32 protein-coding genes are annotated in these 25,124 nt (G+C 61.3%); 1 reads left to right on the top strand and 31 read right to left on the bottom strand.

Annotated elements, in window-relative coordinates; all coding sequences use genetic code 11:
• Nucleotides 1–721: 721 nt before the first annotated feature.
• Nucleotides 722–1,762 (bottom strand): glutamine synthetase beta-grasp domain-containing protein, encoded by a 1,041-nt coding sequence (locus tag A9K65_RS19700; RefSeq protein ID WP_013531450.1) that lies wholly within the window; start codon nt 1,760–1,762, stop codon nt 722–724.
• A gap of 316 nt (nt 1,763–2,078) precedes the next feature.
• Between A9K65_RS19700 and A9K65_RS19695 the strand changes: the two genes are divergently transcribed.
• Entirely contained in the window at nt 2,079–2,276 is a 198-nt protein-coding gene (locus tag A9K65_RS19695) for a DUF2735 domain-containing protein (RefSeq protein WP_063168063.1), read from the top strand.
• A gap of 96 nt (nt 2,277–2,372) precedes the next feature.
• Here the strand turns inward: A9K65_RS19695 and A9K65_RS19690 are convergent, their stop codons facing one another.
• From A9K65_RS19690 to rplV, 30 genes are all read right to left on the bottom strand, one after another.
• Nucleotides 2,373–4,262, bottom strand: coding sequence for an MFS transporter (locus tag A9K65_RS19690; RefSeq protein WP_013531448.1), 1,890 nt, complete (start codon nt 4,260–4,262; stop codon nt 2,373–2,375).
• 190 nt (nt 4,263–4,452) lie between these two features.
• The gene (locus A9K65_RS19685) at nt 4,453–5,241 is read right to left on the bottom strand and encodes an ATP12 family chaperone protein (RefSeq protein WP_064994182.1); all 789 of its coding nucleotides are present in this window, start codon (nt 5,239–5,241) and stop codon (nt 4,453–4,455) included.
• A gap of 11 nt (nt 5,242–5,252) precedes the next feature.
• Entirely contained in the window at nt 5,253–6,170 is a 918-nt protein-coding gene (locus tag A9K65_RS19680; RefSeq protein ID WP_024505073.1) for a DMT family transporter, read from the bottom strand.
• Between the two features lie 2 nt (nt 6,171–6,172).
• On the bottom strand, nt 6,173–7,153 hold the full coding sequence (locus A9K65_RS19675; protein WP_024505072.1) for an RluA family pseudouridine synthase: 981 nt from the start codon (nt 7,151–7,153) through the stop codon (nt 6,173–6,175).
• A 62-nt stretch (nt 7,154–7,215) separates the two neighbouring features.
• Nucleotides 7,216–7,590 (bottom strand): fluoride efflux transporter CrcB, encoded by a 375-nt coding sequence (gene crcB, locus A9K65_RS19670; protein ID WP_063172204.1) that lies wholly within the window; start codon nt 7,588–7,590, stop codon nt 7,216–7,218.
• Nucleotides 7,591–7,666: 76 nt separating this feature from the next.
• On the bottom strand, nt 7,667–9,325 hold the full coding sequence (locus tag A9K65_RS19665; RefSeq protein WP_064994183.1) for a hypothetical protein: 1,659 nt from the start codon (nt 9,323–9,325) through the stop codon (nt 7,667–7,669).
• Between the two features lie 170 nt (nt 9,326–9,495).
• On the bottom strand, nt 9,496–10,326 hold the full coding sequence (locus A9K65_RS19660) for an aspartyl/asparaginyl beta-hydroxylase domain-containing protein (protein WP_064994184.1): 831 nt from the start codon (nt 10,324–10,326) through the stop codon (nt 9,496–9,498).
• Between the two features lie 171 nt (nt 10,327–10,497).
• On the bottom strand, nt 10,498–11,805 hold the full coding sequence (locus A9K65_RS19655) for a replication-associated recombination protein A (protein ID WP_013531441.1): 1,308 nt from the start codon (nt 11,803–11,805) through the stop codon (nt 10,498–10,500).
• Between the two features lie 48 nt (nt 11,806–11,853).
• Nucleotides 11,854–13,329: a DegQ family serine endoprotease gene (locus A9K65_RS19650; RefSeq protein WP_064994185.1), complete on the bottom strand. Its 1,476-nt coding sequence runs from the start codon at nt 13,327–13,329 to the stop codon at nt 11,854–11,856.
• A 199-nt stretch (nt 13,330–13,528) separates the two neighbouring features.
• Nucleotides 13,529–13,960, bottom strand: a complete 432-nt coding sequence (rplQ, locus tag A9K65_RS19645; RefSeq protein WP_013531439.1) for a 50S ribosomal protein L17 — start codon at nt 13,958–13,960, stop codon at nt 13,529–13,531.
• 104 nt (nt 13,961–14,064) lie between these two features.
• A complete protein-coding gene (locus A9K65_RS19640; RefSeq protein WP_013531438.1) occupies nt 14,065–15,075 on the bottom strand; it encodes a DNA-directed RNA polymerase subunit alpha in 1,011 nt (336 codons plus the stop codon).
• Between the two features lie 102 nt (nt 15,076–15,177).
• Nucleotides 15,178–15,567: a 30S ribosomal protein S11 gene (rpsK, locus tag A9K65_RS19635; RefSeq protein WP_006205444.1), complete on the bottom strand. Its 390-nt coding sequence runs from the start codon at nt 15,565–15,567 to the stop codon at nt 15,178–15,180.
• Nucleotides 15,568–15,729: 162 nt separating this feature from the next.
• On the bottom strand, nt 15,730–16,098 hold the full coding sequence (rpsM, locus tag A9K65_RS19630; RefSeq protein WP_013531437.1) for a 30S ribosomal protein S13: 369 nt from the start codon (nt 16,096–16,098) through the stop codon (nt 15,730–15,732).
• Nucleotides 16,099–16,308: 210 nt separating this feature from the next.
• Nucleotides 16,309–16,905 (bottom strand): adenylate kinase, encoded by a 597-nt coding sequence (locus A9K65_RS19625; protein WP_013531436.1) that lies wholly within the window; start codon nt 16,903–16,905, stop codon nt 16,309–16,311.
• Complete coding sequence (gene secY, locus A9K65_RS19620; RefSeq protein ID WP_013531435.1) at nt 16,902–18,242, bottom strand: preprotein translocase subunit SecY; 1,341 nt, start codon at nt 18,240–18,242, stop codon at nt 16,902–16,904. Before secY ends, A9K65_RS19625 begins: the two co-directional genes overlap by 4 nt.
• A gap of 192 nt (nt 18,243–18,434) precedes the next feature.
• Nucleotides 18,435–18,911 (bottom strand): 50S ribosomal protein L15, encoded by a 477-nt coding sequence (gene rplO, locus A9K65_RS19615; protein ID WP_013531434.1) that lies wholly within the window; start codon nt 18,909–18,911, stop codon nt 18,435–18,437.
• Between the two features lie 22 nt (nt 18,912–18,933).
• On the bottom strand, nt 18,934–19,131 hold the full coding sequence (rpmD, locus tag A9K65_RS19610; RefSeq protein WP_006205449.1) for a 50S ribosomal protein L30: 198 nt from the start codon (nt 19,129–19,131) through the stop codon (nt 18,934–18,936).
• A gap of 24 nt (nt 19,132–19,155) precedes the next feature.
• Nucleotides 19,156–19,719, bottom strand: a complete 564-nt coding sequence (rpsE, locus tag A9K65_RS19605; RefSeq protein WP_006333394.1) for a 30S ribosomal protein S5 — start codon at nt 19,717–19,719, stop codon at nt 19,156–19,158.
• A gap of 148 nt (nt 19,720–19,867) precedes the next feature.
• Nucleotides 19,868–20,227 carry a 50S ribosomal protein L18 gene (rplR, locus tag A9K65_RS19600; protein WP_013531433.1) on the bottom strand — a complete coding sequence of 120 codons (360 nt, stop codon included), beginning with the start codon at nt 20,225–20,227 and terminating at the stop codon, nt 19,868–19,870.
• 138 nt (nt 20,228–20,365) lie between these two features.
• Complete coding sequence (gene rplF, locus A9K65_RS19595) at nt 20,366–20,899, bottom strand: 50S ribosomal protein L6 (protein WP_013531432.1); 534 nt, start codon at nt 20,897–20,899, stop codon at nt 20,366–20,368.
• An 89-nt stretch (nt 20,900–20,988) separates the two neighbouring features.
• Nucleotides 20,989–21,387, bottom strand: a complete 399-nt coding sequence (gene rpsH / locus A9K65_RS19590) for a 30S ribosomal protein S8 (protein ID WP_013531431.1) — start codon at nt 21,385–21,387, stop codon at nt 20,989–20,991.
• 12 nt (nt 21,388–21,399) lie between these two features.
• Nucleotides 21,400–21,705 carry a 30S ribosomal protein S14 gene (rpsN, locus tag A9K65_RS19585; RefSeq protein ID WP_013895695.1) on the bottom strand — a complete coding sequence of 102 codons (306 nt, stop codon included), beginning with the start codon at nt 21,703–21,705 and terminating at the stop codon, nt 21,400–21,402.
• Nucleotides 21,706–21,732: 27 nt separating this feature from the next.
• Nucleotides 21,733–22,332, bottom strand: coding sequence for a 50S ribosomal protein L5 (gene rplE / locus A9K65_RS19580; RefSeq protein ID WP_013531429.1), 600 nt, complete (start codon nt 22,330–22,332; stop codon nt 21,733–21,735).
• A complete protein-coding gene (rplX, locus tag A9K65_RS19575) occupies nt 22,325–22,639 on the bottom strand; it encodes a 50S ribosomal protein L24 (RefSeq protein WP_013531428.1) in 315 nt (104 codons plus the stop codon). Before rplX ends, rplE begins: the two co-directional genes overlap by 8 nt.
• Before the next feature lie 12 nt (nt 22,640–22,651).
• On the bottom strand, nt 22,652–23,020 hold the full coding sequence (gene rplN / locus A9K65_RS19570) for a 50S ribosomal protein L14 (protein WP_006205457.1): 369 nt from the start codon (nt 23,018–23,020) through the stop codon (nt 22,652–22,654).
• 83 nt (nt 23,021–23,103) lie between these two features.
• Complete coding sequence (gene rpsQ / locus A9K65_RS19565) at nt 23,104–23,343, bottom strand: 30S ribosomal protein S17 (RefSeq protein ID WP_010909280.1); 240 nt, start codon at nt 23,341–23,343, stop codon at nt 23,104–23,106.
• 11 nt (nt 23,344–23,354) lie between these two features.
• Complete coding sequence (gene rpmC, locus A9K65_RS19560; RefSeq protein ID WP_006205459.1) at nt 23,355–23,555, bottom strand: 50S ribosomal protein L29; 201 nt, start codon at nt 23,553–23,555, stop codon at nt 23,355–23,357.
• A gap of 13 nt (nt 23,556–23,568) precedes the next feature.
• A complete protein-coding gene (rplP, locus tag A9K65_RS19555; protein ID WP_013531427.1) occupies nt 23,569–23,982 on the bottom strand; it encodes a 50S ribosomal protein L16 in 414 nt (137 codons plus the stop codon).
• A gap of 27 nt (nt 23,983–24,009) precedes the next feature.
• A complete protein-coding gene (gene rpsC, locus A9K65_RS19550; RefSeq protein WP_013531426.1) occupies nt 24,010–24,735 on the bottom strand; it encodes a 30S ribosomal protein S3 in 726 nt (241 codons plus the stop codon).
• The gene (gene rplV, locus A9K65_RS19545) at nt 24,735–25,124 is read right to left on the bottom strand and encodes a 50S ribosomal protein L22 (protein ID WP_006205462.1); all 390 of its coding nucleotides are present in this window, start codon (nt 25,122–25,124) and stop codon (nt 24,735–24,737) included. Before rplV ends, rpsC begins: the two co-directional genes overlap by 1 nt.

The following is a 25,124-nucleotide window of genomic DNA, read 5'->3' as shown; positions in this document are numbered from 1 at the left end:
CCAAGATTAGCTATAATGCTCAAGCCCTTGAAAGACGTCCCTCTTTCAAGGGCTTTTTGCTGCGCTCCATAGGAATTGCCAGCCGACCGGCATGCCTCGCCTGCACGGCAGCCGCGCATGGACAGCCGTATCCGCCTTTCGTCTTCGACGATCATAGGATGCCCGGATTCTTGGACCTACGGTCCATCGGAGCGGCCGGCTTGAGCGCGTCGCTTCAATCACAACTCGGCGGTGTTCAGTAAATGATCAAGGGAGGCGGCTCGGTCGCCAACTTCGGAGCCAGGAGCGAGCGGAGCACTGTCTCAGGCTACAGTGACCGCTCGTCCGGCGCCCACGCCAATGCCGCCGTTCAAGAAAACCCCGCCCGTCCGAACAGCATTGCGTGACGTAACCCCAAGGCCTGCGAATACGCATGCCGTAGCGTGATCTGTCAACGCCGCCAGCCGGGTGGCGAATGACCGATTCCGTTGTATGAACAGATGCTTATGGAAGATCCATCGCCCCGGACAAGGGCTGGAAAAGGCGGTTTTCCGGGCTTTCTGGCGAGTGATCGCCGCAGACCCGCACGGCTGCGGCCGGAACTCACGGGCGATTAGCGACCGCCGGAACTGCCTGACTTTTTCTGGGTATGTTTTACCGGGAATGCAGTCCGCCGGGTAACGGCCAAAAAAGAACCCCGGCGCGAAACGCCGGGGTCCTCTTGTCATACAGTCCGAAACACTTACGCGGCGGCTGAAACCTGAGCGCTTGCCGGAACCGAGGCGATCGTCTTCAGGATTTGCGAGGCGATCTGGTAGGGGTCGCCCTGCGAGTTCGGACGGCGGTCTTCCAGATAACCCTTATAGTCGCTCTTGATGAAGGAATGCGGCACGCGGATCGAGGCGCCACGGTCGGCAATGCCATAGCTGAACCGGTTCCACGGCGCGGTCTCGTGCTTGCCGGTCAAACGCTTGTCGTTGTCCGGGCCGTAGACGGCGATGTGATCCATCAGGTTCTTGTCGAAGGCCGCCATCAGCGCTTCGAAATAGGCTTTGCCGCCGACTTCGCGCATATAGGCGGTCGAGAAGTTGGCGTGCATGCCAGAGCCGTTCCAGTCTGTGTCTCCGAGCGGCTTGCAGTGGTATTCGATGTCGATGCCGTATTTCTCGGTCAGGCGCTGCAGGAGGTAGCGGGCCATCCACATCTGGTCGGCGGCCTTCTTGGAGCCCTTGCCGAAAATCTGGAATTCCCATTGGCCTTTGGCCACTTCGGCGTTGATGCCTTCGTGGTTGATGCCGGCGGCGAGGCAGAGGTCGAGATGCTCCTCGACGATCTGACGCGCGACGGAGCCGACATTGGAATAGCCGACGCCGGTGTAGTACGGGCCCTGGGGTGCGGGATAGCCGCTCTCGGGGAAGCCGAGCGGGCGACCGTCCTTGTAGAAGAAATATTCCTGCTCGAAGCCGAACCAGGCGCCCTCGTCATCGAGGATGGTGGCGCGCTTGTTTGAGGCATGCGGCGTGACACCATCGGGCATCATGACTTCGCACATGACCAGCACGCCGTTGGTGCGGGCGGGATCCGGATAGACCGCAACCGGCTTCAGCACGCAATCGGAGCTGTGCCCTTCGGCCTGCTGGGTCGAGGAACCATCGAAGCCCCACAGCGGCAGCTGCTCGAGTTCAGGGAATTCGGCGAATTCCTTGATCTGCGTCTTGCCGCGAAGGTTGGGGACCGGGGTATATCCATCGAGCCAGATATACTCGAGCTTGTATTTCGTCATTCTAGCCTCTCGTTGCTTGATCACCGAACACTGAACGGCGTCGACATGCGTCTGCCGTCAGCAGCTGGCCTGCCGCACACTTAAAATGCAATTCGTGTGCCATTCTTGGTCCGGAGGGTGCGACAAAATTGACGCGGCATCCACCGGAAGTCGGTGAGCCGCCTAAGCAATGCGCCCGGATCCATCACGGTCCTTATTTGCACAAATAGTGTGCAAATGCTGATCTTTTCATAGGCATATTGCCTAACTTGATTGCAGACCTTATCTTCGGGCCAAGTTGAATCGAAAAGGTTCGGCGGAAGAAAGGAATCCGGCAATGGAAGTCATTTCCACACGACCGTCGGCCAAAATTTTGATGTTCCCGGCGGCAGCACGCCTCTCTGCCTCAAATTTGAGCGGAAAGGCTAAGTTTGCGGCAGAGCTTGCCTCGCTGCGTGGTGCCCGCGCGGATTTCGGCGACGGCTGGTACCATGAGGCAGCCATCGAGGAAGAGGCCCGGGGCCGCAAGAGCTGACACAAAGGGCAGCAGCCCTCGCCAACGAATTGGCCTGAAAAGAAAAAGCCCGGCGCGATCGTTCGCGCCGGGCTTTCTTTTGAACGCTGGGGCTGCCTACTCCTTGGCGTGCAGGTCGGTGCCGAGCGTATCCTTGACGAAGATCATGCCGATGACCAGCGTTATAGCCGCGATCACCACCGGGTACCAAAGGCCATAGTAGATGTCGCCTTTGTAGGCGCTGAGCGCGAACACGGTTGCCGGCAGCAGTCCACCGAACCAGCCATTGCCGATGTGATAGGGCAGCGACATGCCGGTGTAGCGAATGCGGGTCGGGAACATCTCGACCAGGATCGCCGCGATCGGCCCGTAGACCATGGTCACGAACAGCACCAGGATGAACAGGATGCCGATCGTCATTGGCCAGTTCACTGCTGCAGGATCGGCGAACATGGCGAACGCGCCGCCGCCTGGAATGTTGTAGACGGTGACTTCGGGTGCGCCCGCTGCCTCATCGGTGGTCAGCAGCTTGTCCTTGACCGCCTGGTCGATCGGCACCGTCGCCTTTTCACCGGCACGGATGGCAGCGGCGTCCAGCTTCAGTTCCGGGTTGGCGGCAACAAACGCATCGAGCTTCTGGTCCGCAACCTTGGCTGCCGCGCGCTTCAGCGGATAGCCGCCGTCCTGCAGCGACATATTGACGGCCTTGATGAAGGCCGCTTCCTTGGCCTTGGCCTGATCACCGGCGGCGATGGCGTCATAGGACTCGACCGTCTCATTGCCGATTTTGACAGATGCGGGTGTGCCGGCGGCAGCCGTCGACACCACGTCATAGGGAACCGAGTTCTTGGTCAGGAACGAAGTCGCGATATCGCAGGATGTCGTGAACTTCGCCGTGCCAACCGGATTGAACTGGAATTTGCAGTCGCCCGGCGCCGCGGTCACCGTCGCCCTGGTGTTCTGCTGCGCCGTGGCGAGTGCCGGATTGGCAGCCCATGTCAGTGCCTTGAACAGCGGGAAGGTGCAGACAATCGCCAGCGCAAGGCCCGCCATGATGATCGGCTTGCGGCCGATCTTGTCGGAGAGCCAGCCGAAGACGACGAAGAAGATCGAACCGACCGCCAGGGCGACCGCGATCATGATGTTGACCGACTGCGCGTCGACCTTGAGCACGTTGGTCAAGAAGAACAGCGCGTAGAACTGGCCATTGTACCAGACCACGGCCTGACCGGCTGTGAGGCCGAGCAGCGCCAGCAGTGCAATCTTGGCGTTCTTCCATTGGCCGAAGGCTTCCGTCAGCGGCGCCTTGGAGCCCTTTCCCTCATCCTTCATGCGCTGGAAGGTCGGGGATTCGGAAAGCGAAAGCCGAATCCAGATCGAGATGCCGAGCAGCAGAAAAGACACGATGAACGGAATACGCCAGCCCCAGGCAGCATAGTTTTCCTTGCTCAATGAAGCCTGTACGATCAAGATCACAACCAGCGACAGGAACAGGCCGAGCGTCGCGGTGGTCTGGATCCACGAGGTGTAGTAGCCGCGCCGGTTGTCCGGCGCATGTTCGGCGACGTAAGTGGCCGCGCCGCCATATTCGCCACCCAGAGCCAGGCCCTGCAGCATGCGGAGGATGATCAGGATCACGGGAGCGGCGATGCCCAAAGTGGCATAGCCGGGCAGCAAGCCGACCAGGAAGGTCGATAGGCCCATGATCGTCATGGTGACAAGAAAAGTATATTTACGGCCGACAAGGTCACCGATGCGGCCGAACAGCAGTGCGCCGAACGGGCGCACAAGGAAGCCTGCGGCGAAAGCCAACAGCGCGAAAATGTTGCGGGTCGCTTCCGGAATGGCTGGGCTGAAAAAGGTCGAACCGATGAACACCGCCAGCGAGCCATAAAGATAGAAATCATACCATTCGAAAACGGTGCCGAGCGAGGAAGCGAAGATGACTTTCTTCTCTTCCCGCGTCATGCCGCGGCTTGTTCCGCCGGCGGTCGATGCTATTGCCATTGCGTTATCCTCCCGTGAGACCCGTTCTCAATGCTGCGCGACACTGTCCGCGTTCTCCTCCGAGCACGGACTCAACGACAGCCATTCGGGAAAAATGACAGAAAGCGCCCGCCAAAGGCAGCGCGTCTTTGGGATTATGACTTTGGTATTAGGTGCGCTGCGGGATGAAACCGGGCGAGTTGGGAAACCCCTAGCCCTTGAGCGCTTGCAGCAGGCCGGCGGCAGCCATCATGTCGCGCTTGCGAGCCGCGCGGCGGGCAACGGCCTCCGCATCCTGCCCCCAATGCTCGATCTGCCAGTCCTCGTCGACATGAGCAGCGGCCCAGGCAGCCTCAGCGTCGATCTCGCCGAAATCGACAGCCAGCGCCAGCAGCGCCGAACCGGTCAGCGACGTCATCACATGGATGGCGGCGAGCCGCAGCGGCTCGGCGCGCTGGGCAAGATGGCTGCCCAGCACGGCGATGGTCTCGCGCGGCTGCTCGACATGGATGATGCCCTCGGCCAGATTGAAGCGGGCTCCGAGCGTCCTCGCCCAGTCGATCACCGGATCCCAATGCTGGTTCTGCCGCTCCACCAGCCCTTGCGGCGCGTCGGCGCGATAGCAGGTGAGATCGGATGAGGCAAAGCGCAGGATATCCTCCAGCACCGCCTGCGGGTCGCTGGCGACGCCATCGATGGCCGTGTTGACGAGGCGCATCACCGGCATCTTCACCGGATCGATGGTCTCGCTTTGGGCGGCGAACTCGTCGGCGACGAGCGCGGCTGCTGCCTCGGTCGGCAGCACCAGCAGCGCCTTGCCCGGCGTCCGCACCGGCTTGCCGTCGAGATGCACGGCAATGCCATTGTCGACAGGTGCCACAGAGGCGGCCTTGTAGAAGCGTTTGGGCAGAGGCGTCTTCATCTGGATCTGGGCGCGGCGCACAGGATCCGGGTCGGAGAGATACTTGCCCGCTTCGAGGTCGTTGAGGATGTCACGCATGAAGGTCTCTCTTACACCGGCGTCAGCTTGCGCGCCGGCCGGTTGACGATGATCAGGCCGGCGGCAATCAGGCCAAGTGCCAGGAAAATGCGCATGGTCAGCGGCTCATTCAAGAACATGGCTCCGCACAGGACGCCGAAAACCGGCGACAGGAAGGTGAAACTGGACAAGCCTGACGCCGGATAGCGCCGCAGCAGCCAGAACCACAGCACATAGGTGAAGGCGACGATGTAGACCGCCTGGAAAAGCAGCGCCAAGGTCGGCAGCACGGTCGGGTCGCGAACGGGCGGGCCGGCGAGAGGCAGCACCAATACGCCTACGATCGCTGCCCCGGCGAGCTGGTAGAGCAGCAGCTTCTCGGCGCTCGCCTCGACCAGCTTCGACCGCTTGATGAGGATGTTGGTCAAAGCCCAGAAGAATCCGGAGCCAAGGCTCAGCAGATCGCCGAACAGCATGTCTCCGCCGCCGCCAAGCTTGTCGGAAAACACCGCGGCAAGGCCGGCAAAGGCCAGCAGCAGGCCAAGGAATTTTCTCAACGTGATCTGCTCGCCGAGCAGGAAATGGCCGCCGAGCAGCATCCAGAACGGCATGGTGTTGACCAGCAGCGTGTTGCGGGCAACGGTCGTATGCTCCAGGCCGACATAAAGGCAAAGGAACTCGATGCCGAAAAGCGCGCCAACCACGATGCCGGCGAGCAAGGTCCCGTCGCGCGTGAAAAGCGCGATGCCGCGCCACCGGCACCAGGCAAAGACACACATGCCGCCGATGATCGAGCGCGCGATCGACAGGAAAACCGGATCATAGCCAGCGTAGGAGATCTTGGCGGCGACGTAATTCAGCCCCCAGGAAAAGGTCAGCCCGACCATGATCGCGGCGGCGGCCAGGTCGACCGTGTCGCGCCGGTCGAGCGCGTCGGTGGCGCCGCTCACGATCAGTCCTCCGCGCTGGCGTCGTCGAAGCCGATCAGGTTCCAGCTCTGGCGCATATGCGGTGGCATTGGCGCCGTGACATCGATGACGCCCTTGTCGGGATGCGGAATGATGATGCGGCGGGCGTGCAGATGCAGGCGGTTTTGAATGCCCCCGGGAAAGTCCCAGTTGGTGTCGGCCTCGAAATATTTCGGATCGCCCAGGATCGGGCAGCCGATGTAGGCGGCATGGACGCGAAGCTGGTGGGTGCGGCCCGTATAGGGCTCCATTTCAAGCCAGGTCATCGTCTGCGCCGCCTGCTCGATGATGCGGTAGTAGGACACAGCGTGGTCGGCGCCCTTTTCGCCATGCGCGGCGACCCGCACGCGGTCACCGTCCGGCGTCGGCTCCTTGATCAGCCAGGTCGAGATCTTGTCCTCGCGCTTGGGCGGCACGCCCTTGACCAGCGCCCAATAGGTCTTCTTGGTCTCGCGGGCGCGAAACGCTTCCGAGAGCTTCATGGCGGCCAGTCGGGTGCGGGCGACGACCAGCACGCCCGAAGTGTCGCGGTCAAGCCTGTGAACCAGTCTGGGCTTCTCGCCCTTCTGGTTGCGCCAGGCCTCCAGCATGTCGTCGACATTGCGGGTGACGCCCGAGCCGCCCTGCACCGCAAGGCCCGCCGGCTTGTTGAAGACGAAAACCTTAGGGTCTTCATGGATCAGCATTTTCGACAGGACATCGGCATCGCCCTGGTTGCGGATCGAGTGGCCGGTCAGCGCACTCTCGCCCTTCTTGTCAACCTCGAGCGGTGGGACGCGAACCATCTGGCCGGGCTCGACACGGGTGTCGGCCTTGACCCGGCCGCCGTCGACACGGATCTGGCCGGAGCGCAGAAGCTTCTGCAAATGGCCGAAACCAAGGCCCGGGAAATGGGTCTTGAACCAGCGGTCGAGCCGCATGCCCGCCTCGCCGGCTTCCACCGTGATCTGTTCAACGCCTGCCATGTTTTTTGTCGCTTATCCGTTTCCCGAGCGAAGCTCGGCCTGTTCTTGGCGCGGCAATAGCACTAAGGCAGGCTTCTTGCGAGCCAAAGTCCCAGAAACAGGGCGATAATGGCGCCAATGACGCTGGCAAGGGCATAACCCAGCGCAGGCAGCGTGGCTCCCCGCTCCCACAGCGTCGCGAAATCGAGCGAAAAGGCTGAGAAGGTGGTGAAGCCGCCAAGAATGCCGGTGGCAACGAACAGCCTGACCTCGTTCGATCCGCCACGGCGCATCATGGAGGCGATGAACAGCCCCATGGCGAAGGAGCCGATGACGTTGATGGCCATCGTGCCCCAGGGATAGTTAGGGCCGACAAAACGCAGCGCGCCGATGTTGGTAAGGTGACGAATGCCGGCACCGATGCCGCCACCGACGACGACGAGAAACAGATTGAACATGACCGTTTACTGCCCCCGCAGGGCTGCCCGGTCAATCCCTCGTTGTGGGCGCAACCGCACGGACCAGCCGAGCTCGTCACCACTCAGGCGTTGCCCATCCCGGATATTTTTTCCTGAACTCGTTATAGAGGTCATCGATCTCCGTTTTGCCGATAGGGCGCGCCTGTTCGTAGAGGTAGCCCTTGACGTCGCCGGACAGCTGGTACGCCGCGATGCGCCTGTATGCTGCGCCGATGCCTTTGCCCTCGACAATGTATTGGTCCGGTATCGAGACACAGAGCTGCGCACCCGGCTGCAGATGGGTAACGGGCGGATCGGTCACGACAACGTATTTGGACTTCAACGCCGCCGGTCTGAATCGATCGCGACTATCGACCTGACAAGCCCACTCGATGCGAGGGTAAAGGTCCTTGTCCATTTCATAAAGCAGTGAGTCGCTCATGATCCCGCTGGATGCAAATACCGACAACCGGTCCCCAGGTCCCATCTTTCCAAGAAGGTCATCGATAAGGCGCCTGTATTCTGGAAGATTGTCGAGTTGCAGCGGGAGCGTGGCTTCCCTGGCAAAGACGTAGCTGATCGGTGACAGCACCTGGCGGCCAATCGGGAAAAAAGTACCGAAAAACGCCAGCACGGCGGCAACGGCTATCGCGGCGGTCGACCATCGCGATCTCAGCGCCGGCATCGAAACGATCGCAACGATTGCCTGGGCGTAGGCAGGAAAAAGCCAAAGAAACATTGGCACCGAATGATGGCGATCCGGGTCCTGCATGCGGGTGAAGAGGAAGAAGGTAAGTACCGAAGCAACGGCACAGAACAGGGAAAATCTGTTTTGGCGTATGATGGAGATGCAAAGGCCGAATACGATCAACAGCCAGTTCACATAGCTGAGCCGCGATCCTGCCTGGTCAACCTGTGAAACGAAGCTTGTCTTGTATCCGCTGTAAAGGTCGCCATAGCTGGTTCCCAGTATCTTGAGGACCAGGGGTTGCTGGAAGGTCAGCGCGGCTCCGACAACCACGAGGATCACACACAGGCCCCCGACGGCGGCATTGCGGAGTGCCGGGACGTCGCGGTCTTTCGCGACCTGCAGAAAACAGAAGAAGGCCGCGGAAGTTCCGACCCCGATGACGGGATAGGCATACCAGCGGCGCAGCACGAATGCCAACCACAGGCATACGCCGACACGCATTCCGCTGATCACCGGTTCATGGGTCAGGAACCTCGATTTCCAGAGAAAATAGGTTGCCGCGCAAAGCGCGAGGCAGCCGGCAATGTCCGGCAACCCACGAAGCGTCGCCGCCCAGAAGGGCGTGTAGAGAAAGGCCGCAATCCATACGGTGAGCCAGCTTCGGCATGAAGGCGTCCCGGTCGCCGCCTCCAGATAGCTTGTTCTGCCGATGAGAAGAGCGGTCGGAACCAGGTAAACAGCGACTATTCCGGCGATGTAGGAAAACCTCGAATCGCCAAAAATGATGTGAAACGGCATCAGCGGCACCAGGATCGCCGCACTGTAGTCGTCGGTGGCGATCGAGGTCCTCAAATGGCTGAGCCACTCGAGAGGGCTCTGAACCAAGAGCGTGCCCTGCCGGCTAAACGTGTCGAAATAGGCAGCGAAGTCCCAGTAATAGACAGGCTGTTCAAGCCCTACATAGATGAGAGCAAGAGCAACTCCCAGCAGAGCGGTACACACATATGTCGTTGCCCAAAATCCGAGAGATTTGTTCTTCGTCACTTGCGGCCGCCAGAAGGAGAAGAGGCAGAACTATCAAAGCCAGCCCGGACTACCGTTTATGCAGCCAGGATCCGTTCCGGCGCATGAGCGGCCGACAAGGATTGGCCAAGTCTCACATGCAGAGCACCCAAACGCTGCCGGCAGGGCCGGCAGCGCCGATTTTCCAAGGCTCAGGTCGTCCCGGCATTCTTCGGCTTGGTCGAACCGATCATTTTCCAGTTCTTGTAGAACATGGAATTGATGCGCTCGACGCTCACCGAGACGATGGCCAGCATACCCGCGATGAGGCGGGGAACCGGCGATGGTCTGATAATGTCCATGAACACGCAGTAGCGGCGGCCGTCATACTCGTTGACCGAGCGATGCAGCAGCGTGTCGTCGAAGATGAACAGCGGATTGTCGTACCAGTAATTCTTGACGTTGCCGCACTCGACGAAAATCTCCGACTTCACCGGGATCAGATTGTAGAGAATGCGCAAGCTGAGCCGCAGCGGGCCGAAATGCCAGGACGTCGATTCGCGCTTGCTGAAGACGGAAACGGCGATGGTCTTGATGTATTTGAAATCCTTGTTGAACTCGGCGACGTTGTCGATCCTGTGCTTGCCGTACCACTGGTAGACATACATGCCGCGCCGGCCGGCGCCGAAATTGGCATCGATATCGGCGATGATCTCATCCTTGCGCGCCTTGAAGATATCCAGGACCTCGTTGACCTCGCGCTGATAGTCGGCGGGAAACTGCTCCAGCTTCCACACGCCAGGATTTCTGTAGCACAAGAGGTCGACCAGCAGGTTGAACGGCGAAAGCAGCCAGGTGAACAGGCCGTTGCCGAGAAAATAGCCTGAGAACAGCGACAGATCCTTGCGGTCGTTGCGCAGCACGTCGATCAGGCCGCAGACGATGAAGATCGTCGTCAGGATGGGGGTGAAATAGAAGCCAAGGGCGAGAAGCGGGATGGCAATGGCGAATTTGCGAAGGGATTTGCGAAGATTTTTTGTCATTTTTCCACGCGCCAAGCGCGATCCTGTTGCGAATGAGGTGCCCAAATCAAGGCAATGGCCACCGCCCGGTCGTGCGCCTTGATAAGGTTTTTTGGGTTACCACACAACGGCCCTGCTACCGCGGCCGGCTGGCTGCCTTCTGGATCTGGTCAATAGCCTCACGCAAGCCGGCTATTCCCGCTCTTTGCGCAGCTTTGCCCAATAATCGAGCCGCTTCCTGATATCGCGCTCGAAGCCGCGCTCGGGCGGATCATAGAAGGTCTGGCGACCCATCTTCTCCGGAAAATAATCCTGCCCCGAAAAGGCATCCGGCTCGTCATGGTCGTAGCGGTAGCCCGCGCCGTAATCCTCCTCTTTCATCAGCTTGGTCGGCGCGTTGAGGATGTGCTTGGGTGGCAGCAGCGAGCCGTGTTCCTTGGCGGCCCGCGTGGCGGCCTTGAAAGCGTTATAGACGGCGTTGGATTTGGGCGCGGTGGCGAGATAGACGGTGGCCTCGGCAAAGGCGAGTTCGCCTTCGGGCGAGCCGAGATAGTCGTAGGCATCCTTGGCGGCATTGGCGACGACAAGCGCCTGCGGGTCGGCAAGGCCGATGTCTTCCATGGCCATGCGCACCAGCCGGCGGCCTAGATAGAGCGGATCCTCGCCGGCATCGAACATGCGTGCGAGATAGTAGAGAGCCGCGTCAGGATCTGAACCGCGTACCGATTTGTGCAGCGCCGAGATCAGATTGTAATGGCCGTCCTGGCCCTTGTCGTAGATCGGCGCGCGGCGCTGGACGATGCGCTGCAGACCCTCGGGATCGAAGACCTCGCCGGGCTTGGCTGCTCGCCAGACTTCCTCTGCCAGGGTAAGAGAGGCGCGGCCGTCGCCATCGCTCATGCGGATGAGCATGGCCCGCGCCTCGTCGTCGAGCGGCAGCGCCCTGCCCTCGGTCTCCTCCGCCCGCGCCATCAGCTTGGAGATGCTCTCCTCGCCAAGCGAATGGAAGACCAGAACGCGCGCGCGTGACAACAAAGCGGCATTCAGTTCGAAGGACGGGTTTTCGGTCGTGGCGCCAACCAGCACGACTGTCCCGTCCTCCATGACCGGGAGGAAACTGTCCTGCTGTGCGCGGTTGAAGCGATGGATCTCGTCGACGAACAACAAGGTCTGGCGGCCATTGGCACGGCGCAATTTGGCTGATTCGAACACCTTTTTCAGGTCGGCGACGCCGGAAAAGACAGCCGATATCTGCTCGAAGGCGAGACTCGTTTCACCGGCGAGCAACCGCGCCACGGTGGTCTTGCCGGTGCCGGGCGGCCCCCAGAAAATCATCGAGCCGAGCGAGCCGGAACCGATCAACCGGGTCAACGCGCCGTCAGGCCCCGTCAGATGCTCCTGGCCGACGACCTCGCCAAGGTTCCTCGGCCGTAGCCTGTCGGCCAGCGGCCGCCCAGGCGGCTTCTTTTCCGGTTCATCGACGCTGAACAGATCGGCCATGCACTTCTTTTTCGTTGGAGCATGAGCCCGAATGCACGGAACCCAGCCCTAATAACGCAACACCTGACGCAGTATCTGCCCGCCGCGCTCGACCGTAAAGCGCCACCAGCGCGTATCCGTCTTGGCCGCCAGCTCCAGGGTCGCTGCGGTATCGATGGTGGTGCCGTTCACCTCGCGCACGATGTCGCCCGGCTGGAAGCCGAAATCGGCGGCCGGTGAATCGCGGTTGATGTCGACCACGGTGACACCCTTGATGTCCGTGCGCAGGCCAAGCCGCTGCGCGAGCCGGGGCGACAGCTCCGCGACCTTGGCGCCCGAGAACGGGCTGCGGCCATGCAGCGTCACCTCGGCAGCCTTCATGCCTTCCGGAGCACGCTCCAGCGCGATATCCATCGCCGCCTGCTGGCCCTTGAAATTGGCGGTGGTGCCGATCGACAGCGTCGCCATCCGGTAGTCCAGCGCTTCGATGCTCTCGACCGGCTTGCCGTTGAGCTGCAGCACCACGTCGCCGGGCTTGAGCCCTGCCTTGGCGGCCGGTCCGGTCGCCTCGACCGACGAAACCAGCGCACCGGTCGGCTTCTCCATGCCGAGCGATTCTGCGATCTGCGGCGTCACCGCTTCGAACTCGGCGCCGATATAGGGCCGTTCGAAGAAGTCGAGCCCGGCCTTGGCCGCGTCGGCAAAGGCGCGAACCATGTTCGAGGGAATGGCGAAGCCGATGCCGATCGAACCACCGCTGCGGCTGTAGATGGCCGTGTTGATGCCGACCAGCTGGCCGCCCATGTTGATCAGCGCGCCGCCGGAATTGCCGGGATTGATGGCGGCGTCGGTCTGGATGAAGAAGCTGGAATCGGAGACGCCGATATGGCTGCGGGCCAGTGCCGAGACGATGCCGCTGGTGGTGGTCTGGCCGACGCCGAAGGGGTTGCCGATGGCCAGCAGCAGGTCGCCGACCTCGAGCGCGTCGGAATCGCCGATGGCAATGACCGGAAACGGCTTGTCCGAGGTGATCTTGAGCACGGCAAGGTCGAGAGTCTCGTCCTTGAGCAGCACCTTGCTGTCGAACTCACGCCCATCAGCGGTCGCCACCTTGACCCGGTCGGCATCCTTGATGACGTGGTAATTGGTGACCACGACGCCGGTCGGATCGACCAGCACGCCGGAGCCCAGCGAAGACTGCGCGCGCGGCTGCGAGCGGCCGAAGAATTCCTCGAAGAACGGATCACCGTCGAAAGGCGATGTCACCTTGGCGGTCTGCGAGGCATAGACGTTGACCACCGCCGGCGCCGTCTGCTTGACCAGCGGCGCAAACGACAGCTGCACCTCCTCGCGGCCGAACGGCACGCGCTTGTCGGGACCGGACGTCGCGTTCTCGCCCTCGACGCCATGCAGCAGGTCGGTCAGCACATCTGACAGGCCGGGATCTGTCTTGGTCTCCTCGGCCAATGCCTGCCTGACCACCGGTGCGGCCGCAAACGCCATGATGGCGAAAAGCAGAACAAAGGGCAGTCTTCTGGCGCGCATTCGCGAATCCTCCAAGGCAAGTTCGGGGGCATTGTCCCGACGATTGTGCAAAATGAAAGGCTAAGCCGCTGAAATCCGACTATTTTGGGCCAAAACCCCAGGGGCATGCCCGGAAATCGGATTCCGGCGCGGTTTGCTGCTTTCAGAAAACAAAAAGGGGCCCGCAGGCCCCTTTGAACTCATTTGGGAAAACCGAGCCTTATGCGGCTGCGGCGTCCGCGTCAGCGCTTTCGGCCTCGATGCGAGCGCGGTCGCCGGCGCCCTTGGCCGAGACGTCGCGATCGACGAATTCGATGACAGCCATGGCGGCGTTGTCACCGTGACGGAAGCCCGCCTTCATGATGCGCAGATAGCCGCCATTGCGGTTGGCGTAGCGCGGCGCGATGGTGTCGAACAGACGCTTAACGACGCCTTCATTGCCGATCTGGGCAATGACCTGGCGGCGGGCGTGCAGGTCGCCACGCTTGCCGAGCGTCACCAGCTTCTCGACGATCGGACGCAGGTCCTTCGCCTTCGGCAAGGTGGTGACGATCTGCTCGTGCTCGAGCAGCGACACGGCGAGGTTGGCAAACATCGACTTGCGATGGCTAATGCTTCGGGCGAAGCGGCGGCCTTTGAAACCGTGGCGCATGGCTCTTTTCCTTCTTCAGTTGTTCAAGAGGCCGCGGCCTCTGATGGTTTTCCGCATGACCGTCGGATCGAGCGACCCACGCCGCTGATCCTTGGAATTCATGCTCAATATTGGTCTTCGTAACGCTTAGCGAGGTCTTCGATGTTTTCCGGCGGCCAGTCCGGCACTTCCATGCCGAGGTGCAGGCCCATCGCCGCCAGGACTTCCTTGATCTCGTTCAGCGACTTGCGGCCGAAGTTCGGGGTGCGCAGCATCTCGGCTTCGGTCTTCTGGATCAGGTCGCCGATATAGACGATGTTGTCGTTCTTCAGGCAGTTGGCCGAACGCACCGAAAGCTCGAGTTCGTCGACCTTCTTGAGCAGCGCCGGGTTGAAGGCGAGCTCGGTGACGGCCTCGGCGGCGACTTCCTTCTGCGGCTCGTCGAAGTTGACGAACAGGCCGAGCTGGTCCTGCAGGATGCGGGCGGCGAAAGCCACTGCGTCCTCGCCGGTGATCGAACCGTCGGTCTCGATCGTCATGGTCAGCTTGTCATAGTCGAGAACCTGGCCCTCGCGGGTGTTCTCGACCTTGTAGGAGACCTTCTTGACCGGCGAATAAAGGCTGTCGACCGGGATGAGGCCGATCGGCGCGTCTTCGGCGCGGTTGCGGTCGGCCGGCACGTAACCCTTGCCGGTGTCGACGGTGAATTCCATGCGGATTTCAGCGCCTTCGTCCAGCGTGCAGATGACGTGGTCGGGGTTGAGGATCTCGACATCGCCAACCGTCTGGATGTCGCCGGCAAGAACCGCACCCGGTCCCTGCTTGCGAACGACCATGCGCTTGGGACCATCGCCTTCCATGCGGATGGCGATTTCCTTGATATTCAAGACGATGTCGGTCACGTCCTCGCGCACACCGGCGATGGACGAGAATTCATGTAGAACGCCGTCGATCTGCACGGCGGTAACAGCCGCACCGCGCAGCGAAGACAGAAGCACGCGGCGCAGCGCGTTGCCCAGCGTCAGGCCAAAGCCACGCTCGAGAGGCTCGGCGACCAGCGTGGTCAGCGTCTTCTTCTTCGACGAGAACTCGATCTTGTTCGGCTTGATCAGTTCCTGCCAATTTTTCTGGATCATGATGCTTTCCTTCCGTTGACCCGCCACCATCCAATCGTGGCGGGCGACCTGGAATGCCGCGGAGGAGCGCCCAAGGGCGCTCGCGCGGCGTTCGGTAAATGCTTAGACGCGACGCTTCTTGCGCGGGCGGCAGCCATTGTGCGGGATCGGCGTCACATCACGGATCGAGGTGATGGTGAAGCCGGCCGCCTGCAGGGCACGCAGTGCCGATTCACGACCGGAGCCGGGTCCGCAGACCTCGACTTCGAGCATGCGCATGCCGTGTTCCTGGGCCTTCTTGGCAACATCCTCGGCAGCCATCTGGGCAGCGAACGGGGTCGACTTGCGCGAACCCTTGAAGCCCTGGGCACCGGCCGACGACCAGGCAATCGAATTGCCCTGTGCATCGGTGATGGTGATCATCGTGTTGTTGAAGGTCGAATTGACGTGGGCAACGCCCGACGAGATATTCTTGCGTTCGCGACGGCGAACACGAGCGGCTTCCTTGGCCATGATAGTCCTTTCAGTTGATCTCTACACCGCCGTAATGCCAGCGGCTCCACCTTCGTAAGGGAGTAGGGGAATAGGGCAGCAAGGAAGTAGGGAAAAGTGCGACCCGACTGGCGGGCATTCCCTACTGCCTTACTCCCCTACTCCCTTATTCCCCTAAAAAAATTACTTCTTCTTGCCGGCGATCGACTTGGCCGGGCCCTTGCGGGTGCGCGCATTGGTATGCGTGCGCTGGCCGCGGACCGGCAGCGAGCGGCGGTGACGCAGGCCGCGGTAGCAGCCGAGGTCCATGAGCCGCTTGATGTTCATCGAGACTTCGCGGCGCAGGTCGCCTTCAACCTGGTAATCGCGGTCGATGGTCTCGCGGATCTGCAGCACTTCCGCGTCGGTCAGCTGGTTGACGCGGCGCTCGGCCGGGATGCCGACCTTGTCGACGATCTCCTGGGCGAACCGCTTGCCAATGCCGTGAATGTACTGCAGCGCAATGACAACGCGCTTGTTGGTCGGAATGTTGACGCCGGCTATACGAGCCATGTTCTTCCCTTCTCCATGTGGGCCGGCCAATCCTCAAAAACAAGGTAGGCTCGGCGCTGTCTTAAGTTGCCCCGCGTCCGGTGGAGGCCGGCCCATGCGGGAGTTTCCAGTTCAATGCGGCTGCCTTGCCCTTGCGGACAAGCAAAGCTCATGCCTGATAGGAGGACGGGCCGCCATACCGCAGCGAACCGCCTCCGTCAAGTGCAATCGTTAATTTCCCCGCACCGCGTCCTTGAGCACCGCTTCGATCTGTTCCGTCACGGCGTCGATATCGGCCATGCCGTCGACACTGCGGAGCTTGCCCTTGGCATAATAGTAGCCAATCAGCGGCGACGTCTTCTTGTAGTATTCCCTCAGGCGCTCTTCGAACACGGTCGGATTGTCGTCCTTGCGAACGGGAAGGCCGGCGGCCTGCGCCTCGTCGGCGCGTTTGACGATCCGGCCAACCAGGGCCTTGTCGTCGACCACGAGTTCAATGACGGCGTCGAGCCCCTGGGAGCGGTCCGACAGCATCTGCTCGACCGCATCCGCCTGCACCAGGGTCCGCGGATAGCCGTCGAGGATGAACCCCTTGGCGCAGTCGGGCTGATCGATACGCTCAGCGACGATCGCGTTGACGATCGCGTCGGACACCAGTTCACCGGCATCCATCACCGCCTTGGCGCGCTTGCCAACCTCGGTGCCTGCCTGGACGGCAGCACGCAGCATGTCGCCCGTCGAGAGCTGGGGTATGCCGTGTTTTTCTACCAGTCTTTGTGCTTGCGTCCCCTTGCCCGCTCCTGGCGGCCCAAGCAATATCAACCTCATCTGGCTTTCTTCCCCCCGCGCAGCTTCGACTTCTTGATCAGGCCTTCATACTGGTGCGCGATCAGGTGACCCTGAATCTGCGCAACCGTATCGAGCGTGACACTGACCACGATCAGAAGCGATGTGCCACCAAGGTAGAATGGTACGCCAGTCGCCGAGATCAGGAACTCCGGCAGCAGGCACACCAGCACCAGATAGATGGCGCCGACGACGGTGATGCGGGTGAGAACGTAATCGATATAATCGGCGGTGCGCTCGCCCGGACGATAGCCCGGGATGAAGCCCGAATGCTTCTTGAGCTGGTCGGCGGTGTCCTTCGGGTTGAAGACAATCGCGGTGTAGAAGAAGGCGAAGAACACGATCATCGCCGCATAAAACAGCATGTAGAGCGGCTGGCCGTGGCCGAGCGAGGCGAGCACGGTGCTTGCCCACGCCGGCAGGTTCGTCGTCTGCGAGAAGCCGGCGACGGTGGCCGGCAGCAAAAGCAGCGACGAGGCAAAGATCGGCGGAATGACGCCCGACGTGTTGAGCTTCAGCGGCAGATGCGAGGTATCGCCCTGGAACATCCGGTTGCCGACCTGGCGCTTCGGATACTGGATCAGCAAACGGCGCTGGGCGCGCTCGAAGAACACGATGAGCGCAATGACGACGATAGCCAGCACGATGATCGCCAGGATCAGGCCGGTCGACAGCGCGCCGGTGCGGCCAAGCTCCAGCGTGCCGGAGATGGCGTGCGGCAGGCCGGCGACGATGCCGGAGAAGATGATCAGCGAAATACCGTTGCCGATGCCGCGGGCGGTGATCTGCTCGCCCAGCCACATCAGGAACATGGTGCCGCCGACCAGCGTGACGACGGTCGAGATGCGGAAGAACATGCCGGGGTCACTGACGATGCCGTTGCCGCCTTCCAGCCCGACAGAAATGCCATAGGCCTGGACCAGCGCAAGCAGCACGGTGCCGTAGCGCGTGTACTGGTTGATCACCTTGCGGCCCTGTTCGCCTTCCTTCTTCAGCGCTTCCAGTGACGGGATGACCGAGGTCATCAGCTGCATGATGATGGAGGCGGAGATGTAAGGCATGATGCCGAGCGCAAAGATCGCCATGCGCTGCACGGCGCCGCCGGCGAACATGTTGAACATGCCGAGCACGCCCTTGCTCTGCGAAGAGAAGGCCTGGGCGAAGGCGTCGGGATTGATACCGGGAAGCGGGATGTAGGTGCCGAGGCGATAAACCAGCAGCGCGCCGATCGTGAACCAGATGCGCTTCTTCAAATCCTCCGCCTTGGCGAAGGCCGAGAAATTCAGATTCGAGGCTAATTGTTCAGCAGCCGAAGCCATGCCTGATTCTCCGCTTGGTAACGCTTGATGGCCCTGAGGTCAGGCGGCGCGTTTCACCGAAGCTCACGAGATAAGCTCCGGGCTCTAAACATGCAAGCGGCCGCGTTGACGCGGCCGCCTCGTTGAGCAGATCAAAGCGAAATCGTGAGCAAAAACGGATCCCACTCCTGCCGATCGCGCTTCAAATTGCCGTTACTCGGCAGCTGCCTTTTCCTGCGGCAGCTTGACCGAACCGCCGGCCTTTTCGATCTTCTCGATCGCGGCCTTGGAGGCGCCGGCGACGTCAAAGGCGAGCTTCGCCTTGATCTCGCCATCCGAGAGGATGCGCACGCCGTCCTTGACGCGGCGGATGACGCCGGCGGCAACCAGCGATTCAGCCGTCACGGTTGCCTTGGCATCGAGCTTCTTGGCGTCGATGGCCACCTGGATGCGGGCCAGCGACACGACGGTGAAGCTCTTGGCGAAGATGTTGTTGAAGCCACGCTTCGGCAGGCGCCGGTAGAGCGGCATCTGGCCACCCTCGAAGCCGTTGATGGCGACGCCGGAGCGCGCCTTCTGGCCCTTGACGCCGCGACCGCCGGTCTTGCCGGAGCCGGAGCCGATACCACGGCCGAGACGCTTCTTGGAGTGCGTCGCGCCGTCCTTGTCACGCAGATCGTTGAGTTTCATCTGACTTCTCCTGCGCTCTGGCTCAGCCCTCGTCCACGACGCGGACGAGATGCTGGACGGCAGCGATCATGCCGCGCACGGAGGGCGTATCTTCCAGCGTGCGCTGCTTGTGCATCTTGTTGAGGCCGAGGCCGACCAGCGTCGCGCGCTGTTCCTTCGGACGGCGGATCGGCGAACCGATCTGCTCAACGGTGATGGTCTTGGTTGCTTTCTTGGCCATGGTCAAAATCCCTGGTCAGATCGACTATTCTTCAGCCGCAACGGCGGTGCCGCGGCGGGCCTGAAGGGTCGAATACTTGATGCCGCGAGCAGCAGCCACATCCTTGGGATGCATCTGGCTCTTCAGCGCGTCGAAGGTGGCGCGAACCATGTTGTAGGGGTTCGACGAACCCATCGACTTGGCGACCACGTCATGCATGCCGAGCGTCTCGAAGACAGCGCGCATCGGGCCACCGGCGATGATGCCGGTACCTTGCTTGGCGGCGCGCAGCAGCACGCGTCCAGCACCCCAGCGTCCTTCGACGTCGTGATGCAGCGTACGGCCCGAGCGCAGCGGCACGAAAATCATGTCGCGCTTGGCCGATTCAGTTGCCTTGCGGATAGCTTCCGGCACTTCGCGCGCCTTGCCGTGACCAAAGCCGACGCGGCCCTTCTGGTCGCCGACGACGACGAGTGCTGCAAAACCGAAGCGACGGCCGCCCTTGACGACCTTGGCGACGCGGTTGATGTGGACGAGCTTGTCCACCATGCCGTCATCGCGTTCTTCACGATCGCGGCCGCGGCCGCCATCCCTACGTTCCTGTGCCATATCCTGTTCCTTGTTTTTTTCCGGAAGCACGGTTGCTGATAAGATCCGATGCCTCGCCCCGAATAAATCGGGAAACGGTCACCGGGGGCGAAATCATTTCCTTCGCATAATCTTTATCCGAAAAGTCTGCAACTTTTCGGGATCATGCTTAGAAGCTCAAGCCACCTTCGCGGGCAGCCTCGGCGAGCGCCTTGACGCGGCCGTGATAGATGTAGGCGCCGCGGTCGAAGACGACTTCCTTGACGCCGGCCTTGGTGGCGCGCTCGGCGATCAGCTTGCCGATCGCGGTGGCGGCAGCGGTGTCGGCGCCGGTCTTGAGCGAACCCTTGAAGTCCTTCTCGAGCGTCGAAGCGGCGGCGATGGTGTGGCCCTTGGCGTCGTCGATGACCTGCACATAGATGTTCTTCGACGTGCGGTGAACCGACAGACGCGGACGCTCGCCGGCGACCTTCTTGATCTGACGACGGACGCGCTGCGCGCGGCGCTGCGTGGATTCCTTGGTACCCATGATGGTCTTCCTTGCCTTCAAAAAACGGGGGCCGCCATATGCGGTAGGCGAAAGCGCCTCCCGCGACCGCTCCCCGCGGCGTTACACTCTTGGCTTGGCCCTTTCCGAAAAGTCTTCAACTTCTCGAGGCCAGGCCTACTACTTCTTCTTGCCTTCCTTGCGGACGATCTTCTCGCCGGCGTAGCGGACGCCCTTGCCCTTGTAAGGCTCGGGACCACGATACTCGCGGATCTCGGCCGCAACCTGGCCGACCTGCTGCTTGTCGATGCCGGCCACAGTGATTTCAGTCGGCTTCGGCACGGTGATGGTGATGCCCTGCGGCGTCTCATAGACGACGTCATGGCTGAAGCCAAGCGCCAGCTGCAGGTTCTTGCCCTGAAGTGCCGCGCGATAGCCGACGCCGGTGATCTCGAGCTTCTTCTCGAAACCGTCCTTGACACCCTGCAGGATGTTGACGATCTGCGTGCGCGACATGCCCCACTTGGAGCGGGCGGTCTTGGTCTGGTCGCGCGGCTGGACAGCGATCTCGCTGCCTTCCATCTTGACCAGCACTTCGTCGTTCACCACGAACTTCAGCTCACCCTTGGGGCCCTTCGCCGTCACGGTCTGGCCGTTGACGGTCGCGGTCACGCCCTGCGGCAGCGAAACGGGTTTCTTTCCAATACGAGACATTTTGTTGTCCTCGTCACTTCTCTTGTTTCAGGTCTCTGTCTTCGGGAACGATCCGAAGACCGGATTCCACTTTGCGGTCAACTGCCAGATCAGAAGATCTGGCAGAGGATCTCACCGCCGACGTTCTGTTCACGTGCTTCATGGTCGGCCATCACGCCCTTCGGTGTCGAAAGGATGGCGATGCCGAGGCCGTTTGCGACCTGCGGGATCGACTTGGCCGAAACATAGACGCGGCGGCCTGGCTTCGAAACGCGGGCGATTTCGCGCACGACCGGCGCGCCGTCGAAATACTTCAGCTCGATCTCGATTTCGGACTTGCCGTTGTCGAAGTCGGTCTGGCTGTAATCGCGGATATAGCCTTCAGCCTTCAGCACGTCGAGGACGCGGGTGCGCAGACGCGAAGCCGGCGTCGAAACGCTCGACTTCTTGCGGCCATACGCGTTGCGGATGCGGGTCAGCATATCGCCGAGAGGATCGCTCAATGACATGTTATGTCCTCCTTACCAGCTCGACTTGACCAGGCCCGGGATCTGGCCGTTATTGCCGAGATCACGAAGCGCGATGCGCGATACTTTGAGCTTGCGATAGTAGGCGCGCGGACGGCCGGTGACTTCGCAGCGGTTGCGGATGCGGATCTTGGCCGAGTTGCGCGGCATGGCGGCAAGCTTGAGCTGAGCGCGGAAACGCTCTTCCATCGGCTTGGACTGATCCATGATGATCGCCTTGAGCGCAGCCCGCTTGGGACCATACTGGTCGGCAAGCTTGCGGCGCCTGTTGTTCTTCTCGACTGAGCTGGTCTTTGCCATTTCAGATTTTTCCTTTTCTCGCTGCCGTTACTGGCGGAAGGGGAAGTTGAAGGCCTTGAGCAATGCCCTGGCTTCGTCGTCCGTCTTCGCAGTCGTACAAACGATGACGTCCATGCCCCAGATCTGATCAACCTTGTCGTAGTTGATCTCCGGGAACACGATGTGTTCCTTGATGCCCATGGCGTAGTTGCCACGGCCATCGAAGCTCTTCGGATTCAGTCCGCGAAAGTCGCGGACGCGCGGCAGTGCGATGTTCACGAGGCGGTCGAGGAACTCATACATGCGTTCCTTGCGCAACGTGACCTTGGCGCCGATCGGCATCTTCTCGCGGACCTTGAAGCCGGCGATCGAGTTGCGGGCGCGGGTGACGACGGCCTTCTGGCCGGCAATCATCGCCAGGTCTTCGGCCGCGATCGAAGGCTTCTTCGAATCGGCGGTCGCTTCGCCAACGCCCATGTTCAGCACGATCTTGTCGATGCGCGGAACCTGCATCTCGTTGTCGTAGCCGAACTGTTCCTGCAGCGCCTTGCGGATGGTCTCGTTGTAGACCTGCTTGAGGCGCGGCGTGTTCTGAGCCTTGGACTGTTTGCTTTCAGCCTTGGGCTTCGTGGTTTGAGCCTTAGCCATTGATGACTTCTCCCGAGCGCTTGGCGACGCGCACCTTCTTGCCGTCCTTCTGGAAGATGAAGCCAACGCGGGTCGGCTTGCCATCCTTGGGGTCGGCCAGCGCGATGTTCGACAGCTGGATCGGCGCTTCCTTGGTGATGATCCCGCCCTCTTGGGACTGGGACTGCTTCTGGTGACGGCGGATCATGTTGACGCCGCGCACCAGCGCGGTGTCTTCCTTCGGCTGTACCGAGAGGACTTCGCCCGAACGGCCCTTGTCCTTGCCGGCCAGCACGACGACCTTGTCGCCTTTTCTAATCTTTTGCATTGGTCCGGCTCCTTACAGCACTTCAGGCGCGAGCGAGATGATCTTCATGTGGTTCTTGGCGCGGAGTTCGCGCGGAACCGGTCCGAAGATACGCGTGCCGATCGGCTCTTTCTTGTTGTCGACGAGAACGGCCGCGTTCTTGTCGAAACGGATCACGCTGCCGTCCGGGCGGCGGATGTCCTTGGCCGTGCGAACCACGACCGCCTTCATCACATCGCCCTTCTTCACGCGGCCGCGCGGAATGGCTTCCTTGATCGACACCACGATGATGTCGCCCACGGAAGCGTATTTCCGCTTCGAGCCGCCCAGCACCTTGATGCACATGACACGACGGGCGCCGGAATTATCCGCGACGTCGAGGTTTGTTTGCATCTGAATCATGACTGGCCGCCTTCTTCTCTTCTAACGGGATGGGCTCAAAGCCCCTCCCCGGTCTGTCCAAAATTCGTTGTTTACGCCCGAGGTCAGGCTTGGTCCGAAGACACGACGATCCAGCGCTTGTCCTTGGAAATCGGCTTCGATTCCTGGATGAACACCTGATCGCCAACCTTGTGGGCGTTGTTCTCGTCGTGCGCCTTGTACTTCTTGGTCATGCGCACGGTCTTCTTCATCACGGGATGCGTGAAGCGCCGTTCGACCTTGACGACAACCGTCTTCTCGTTCTTGTCGCTGACGACGGTGCCCTGCAGAATGCGCTTTGGCATGGTTTTCGTCCTTAAGCCTTCTTAGCCGCGGACTTTTCCGCAGCGATGGTCTTGATACGCGCAATGTCCTTACGAACCTGTCTCACGCGCGCGGTCTTCTCGAGCTGGCCGGTGGCCTTCTGGAAGCGCAGGTTGAACTGCTCCTTCTTCAGGCTGGCCAGGTCGTCGGTCAGCTGGTCCTGGGTCTTGGTCCGGATGTCTTCGGCTTTCATGATCAGCCCGTCCTTATTCTGCGATGCGCTGCACGAAGCGCGTCTTGACCGAGAGCTTGGCCGCGCCGAGACGCAGTGCCTCACGGGCGGTTTCTTCATTGACGCCGTCGATCTCGAACATGATGCGGCCCGGCTTGACACGCGCCGCCCAGTAATCGACCGCGCCCTTGCCCTTACCCATGCGGACTTCGGTCGGCTTCGAAGTGACCGGCACGTCCGGGAAAATACGGATCCAGACGCGACCAGCGCGCTTCATTTCACGGGTGATCGCGCGGCGGGCCGCCTCGATCTCACGTGCGGTGACGCGGTTCGGCTCAAGCGCCTTCAGCCCGAAACCACCGAAATCCAGGTTGGTGCCGCCCTTTGCGGTACCATGGATACGGCCCTTGAACTGCTTGCGGAACTTTGTGCGCTTTGGCTGCAGCATCGTTCTAACTCCAAATTCCTAAATGTCTCAGGCGTTTTCGCGACGACGACCGCGTTCGCGATCACCACCACCGCCATGCGCTGCATCGCTTTCGCTGGCCCGACGCTCCGAAGCCATCGGGTCATGCTCAAGGATCTCGCCCTTGAACACCCAGACCTTGACGCCGCAGATGCCATAAGCCGTGTGCGCTTCGGCCGTACCGTAGTCGACGTCCGCACGCAGCGTATGCAGCGGCACGCGGCCTTCGCGATACCATTCCATGCGCGCGATCTCAGCGCCGCCGAGGCGGCCGGCGCAGTTGATGCGGATGCCTTCGGCACCGAGGCGCATCGCCGACTGAACGGCACGCTTCATGGCGCGGCGGAACGCGATACGACGCTCGAGTTGCTGGGCGATCGACTGGGCGACCAGGGTCGCGTCGATCTCCGGCTTGCGCACTTCAACGATGTTGAGGTGCGTCTCGGACTTCGTCATCTCCATCAGCTTCTTGCGAAGCTTCTCGATGTCGGCGCCCTTCTTGCCGATGATCAGACCCGGGCGCGCGGCATGGATGGTGACGCGGCACTTCTTGTGCGGACGCTCGATCACGACCTTCGAGATGGCAGCCTGCTTGAGCTCCTTCTCGAGATACTTGCGGATCTTGATGTCCTCATGCAGCAGCTTGCCGTACTCGCCGGTGTTCGCGAACCAGCGCGAATCCCAGGTGCGGTTGATGCCGAGGCGAAGACCGATCGGATTGACTTTCTGGCCCATTATGCGGCCTCCCCTTTTTCTTCGACTTCACGAACGACGATCGTGAGGTGCGAGAACGGCTTCTCGATACGGCTGGCGCGACCGCGGCCACGGGCATGGAACCGCTTCATGACGATCGACTTGCCGACATAGGCTTCCGCCACGATCAGTGCATCGACATCCAGGTCGTGGTTGTTTTCCGCGTTGGCGATTGCCGATTCCAGCGTCTTCTTGACCGTGCCGGAAATCCGCTTGGCCGAGAATTCGAGATCGGAAAGCGCTGTCGCGACCTTCTTGCCGCGGATCAGCGCGGCAACGAGGTTCAGCTTCTGCGGGCTGATACGGATCGTGCGCAATACGGCGCGCGCTTCGTTATCAGCAAGCCTGCGCGGAGCTTTGGCCTTGCCCAT

This window comes from Mesorhizobium sp. WSM1497 (assembly GCF_001672455.2).
In the GTDB taxonomy this organism is placed as follows: domain Bacteria; phylum Pseudomonadota; class Alphaproteobacteria; order Rhizobiales; family Rhizobiaceae; genus Mesorhizobium; species Mesorhizobium ciceri.
This window is presented reverse-complemented; position numbering and strand designations above follow the sequence as displayed.